The organism is Segeticoccus rhizosphaerae (assembly GCF_009192725.1).
Taxonomy (GTDB): domain Bacteria; phylum Actinomycetota; class Actinomycetes; order Actinomycetales; family Dermatophilaceae; genus Segeticoccus; species Segeticoccus rhizosphaerae.
Genome location: NZ_VOHR01000411.1, coordinates 1 through 2931, shown reverse-complemented (window position 1 = coordinate 2931; position 2931 = coordinate 1). Strand labels below are relative to the sequence as shown.

Below are 2931 nucleotides of genomic sequence, written 5' to 3'. Positions count from 1 at the left end.
TACCGACCACGGTCCATCTGCTGGCCGCCTCGCTGCACCCGTCGGCCGCGGTGTGCGGCACGCCGCGGGAGGTCGCCGCGCAGGCGATCGCCGAGCTGGAGCAGATGGACCGTGGTCGGTATGCCGGACCGGTCGGCTGGATGGACGCGAGCGGTGACGGTGAGTGGGGCATCGCGCTGCGCTGCGGGTCGGTCGGGCCGGGCGATCCCGACCGGATGCGGCTGTTCGCCGGTTGCGGCATCGTCGCGGGGTCCGACCCCGAGTCGGAGCTGGCCGAGTCCGACGCCAAGCTGGTGCCGATGCGCGACGCCTTCACCGGCACGCCCTGAGGCCGCAGGCGCTGGGCAGCGGATCCTGCTCGTCCTACCGAGCCTCGTCGTCGAGCTGGGCGGGGTAGCCGGCGCGCAGCGCAGCCACCGACGACGGCGGCGTGAGCACCGCCGCCTCGCCTCGGCGTGGACGCCTTCGCCGGGCGCCGTAGCCGGCCGGCGTCCAGGTCGTCAGGTGGTCGTCGACCACCACCGCCGGACCGGTAGCGGTGCGGACGAACACGCCGCCTGGGAGCTCGCGCCACGGCATGGCGTGCACCCGCCGGATGTGGGTGCCACGCACAATCCGTTCGCCGTGCAGCTGACGATTCATCTGCTCCGCCGACGGGGGCGGCACCGACAGTGCGTCCGCCCAGGCGTCCCGGTAGGTGAGGTAGGCGCCCCGGCGGCACTCGCCGCAGGGCCGGTGCCCCGCCGCCAGCGACACCGCCTCGTCGTGGAAGTACAGCCAGGTGAAGTGGTGCGGCAGCCACTGCTCGCTCCACCGCCCCCGGAAGTCGAGCGCGCAGGTGATCCACAGATCGCCGGCGTGGAACCGGCGGATCCGGTGCCCGTCGTGCAGGATGCCGCGGTTGCCCGTCCAGGCGCAGCGCAGCGGGATCGCGACGATCTCGCCGTCCGGCGTGACCCGGTTCTGCTCAGGCACACTGCCCTCCTCCACCCGGCATACGACCCGTGGCTACCTGTGGCTCCCTGTGGCTACACGGCATACCACGTGTGGGACCCCGGGCACCCGGCAGGTCTCGGGTCAGACGGGGTCGAGCTCGCCCTCGTCGGCCCTCACGTCGGACCTCTCGTAGGTGCCGGGCTCGGTCGGCTCGGTGAAGGCACGGCCCTGTTTGGTCACTATCAGGTAGGTGCCTCGCACCAGCAGCGGCACCGCGAACACGACGATCATCGCGTAACCCATGGCCGTGTAGCCCTTGGCCACCAGGTCGATGATCCCGACCTGGGCGAGCAGCACCGACAGCCCGAGGGTGACCACTGCGACTCCGCCGGCCCAGGAGCGGCTCATCTTGGGCCGCTCGACGTCGACCAGGTTCTGGTCGACCCGCGCCACGAGGGCGTAGATCATGCCGGTCGCCGTCTCGATCAGCGTCCAGCCGACGACGATGCCGAAGACCACGACCACCCAGGCGCCCTCGGACCCGAGCATCTCCAGCCACGGGACCGTGGCGCCGAAGATGTCGTCACGGGGGTAGAAGCCCATCAGCGCCACGTAGGTGAGGAACCACGGGATGGTCATCAGCAGACCGGAGACCAGACCGGCCACGGCGGTGTCGCGCATGCGGGTCTGCCGGTGCACGGTGAACAGCGCCGCCGGGTAGACCGCGAGGTTGTAGCCCACGTAGAGCACGCCGGACCACAGGATGGCCCAGATGCTGACGGTCGGGTGCAGGGAGTGGTTGCCGCTGCTGAAGGTCTCCGCGATCGCGTCCCAGTTGCGCATGATCACCAGCGTGGCGAAGATGATGTATCCGACGTAGAGCAGCACCGTGCCGACCGACTTGAACCGCTCGATCACGCTCTCGCCGAAGAAATTGAGCAGTCCGACGACGACGGTGATCAGCAGGACGCCGACCCAGTAGTTCAGGCCCAGCGTGCTGTTGAGGATCTCCCCCGTCGCCGCCGCCATGATCGCGATGATCAGGATCGCGAGCAGGATGTAGACGATGTCGAAGGTCCAGTAGAGCGGCCCGATGAGCTTTTTCAGCAGGGTACGGTAGTCGAACGCCTGGAAACGCCGGGCCGTCTCGAACATCAGGAAGGCCATCAGGCCGAAACCGACGAAGATGCCGAGCCCCGCGAGCCAGCCGAGGGCGCCGTACTTCGCTCCGAACTCGACGATCTCACGGCCGGTGGCGTAACCGCCGCCGATGAGCACCGACTGCAGGATGACACCGGGCAGAAGCATCCGGCCGTATCGGCCCTCGAAGAAGCCCTGTCTCTCCGGAGGCGGGCGGGATGCGGTGTGGGAGGCCATGACGCGGTCCTTTCGTCGAGTGCTCGGGCCTTGGTCCGGGACACCATAGCCGTCGGGACGTGTGGTTTTGCTTTGCTGACGTCAACGAAATAGTCACGTTTGCAGGGGATTTCGGTTCCAGCAGTCGTGCAGCCGGCGATTGAGGCGGCGGCGGTCAGCTGCCCCGAAGCGCTTGCAGGGCCGCGGCCCGCACCCGGGAGTGCATGCGGCGGTGGCTCTCGCGCGGGACGGGCACCTCGACCACCCGCAGGCCGTCCGACCGCTCGCTGACCGCGTCGGACAGCTCGTCGCGTGTCTCGGCCAGGATGTGGCCGACGCCGTGCGCGCGGCACAGGTCTGCGAGCGACGTGCCGGTCGGCGTGCCGAAGATCCGCTCGAAATCGGCTGCGCGAGAGGGATCCCCGGGCTCGAGCGTGGTGAAGATCCCGCCGCCGTCGTCGTTGGTCACCACGATGGTGAGGTCGGGACGCGGTTCGTCCGGGCCGATGAGCAGGCCGTTGGTGTCGTGCAGGAAGGTCAGGTCACCCATCAGCGCGTATGCCGACCGCCCGCCGGGGGCGGCCGCCGCCCCTGCGTCCGCCGGGTCACCCTCTGGTGTCGCGCCCTCGGTCGGCGCGG

At 69.8% G+C, this 2931-nt stretch carries 3 protein-coding genes and 1 pseudogene; 1 reads left to right on the top strand and 3 read right to left on the bottom strand.

Annotated features, from left to right (window positions below; translation table 11 throughout):
• On the top strand, positions 1-329 hold a 329-nt coding region (locus tag FRW57_RS19845), incomplete at its 5' end, for a chorismate-binding protein (protein ID WP_203230438.1).
• 34 nt (positions 330-363) lie between these two features.
• Here FRW57_RS19845 and FRW57_RS19840 read toward each other — a convergent pair.
• The 3 genes and pseudogenes from FRW57_RS19840 to FRW57_RS23560 all read right to left on the bottom strand — a co-directional run.
• The gene (locus FRW57_RS19840) at positions 364-975 is read right to left on the bottom strand and encodes a hypothetical protein (RefSeq protein ID WP_152186863.1); all 612 of its coding nucleotides are present in this window, start codon (positions 973-975) and stop codon (positions 364-366) included.
• 102 nt (positions 976-1077) lie between these two features.
• A complete protein-coding gene (locus tag FRW57_RS19835; protein WP_152186862.1) occupies positions 1078-2313 on the bottom strand; it encodes a YkvI family membrane protein in 1236 nt (411 codons plus the stop codon).
• Between the two features lie 154 nt (positions 2314-2467).
• A pseudogene (locus FRW57_RS23560) lies at positions 2468-2931 on the bottom strand (2-succinyl-5-enolpyruvyl-6-hydroxy-3-cyclohexene-1-carboxylate synthase); the annotation flags it as partial.

Excerpts from the sequence above, each read along its gene's own strand:
- FRW57_RS19835 (WP_152186862.1), bottom strand. The coding sequence starts at position 2,313 with ATGGCCTCCCACACCGCATCCCGCCCGCCTCCGGAGAGACAGGGCTTC.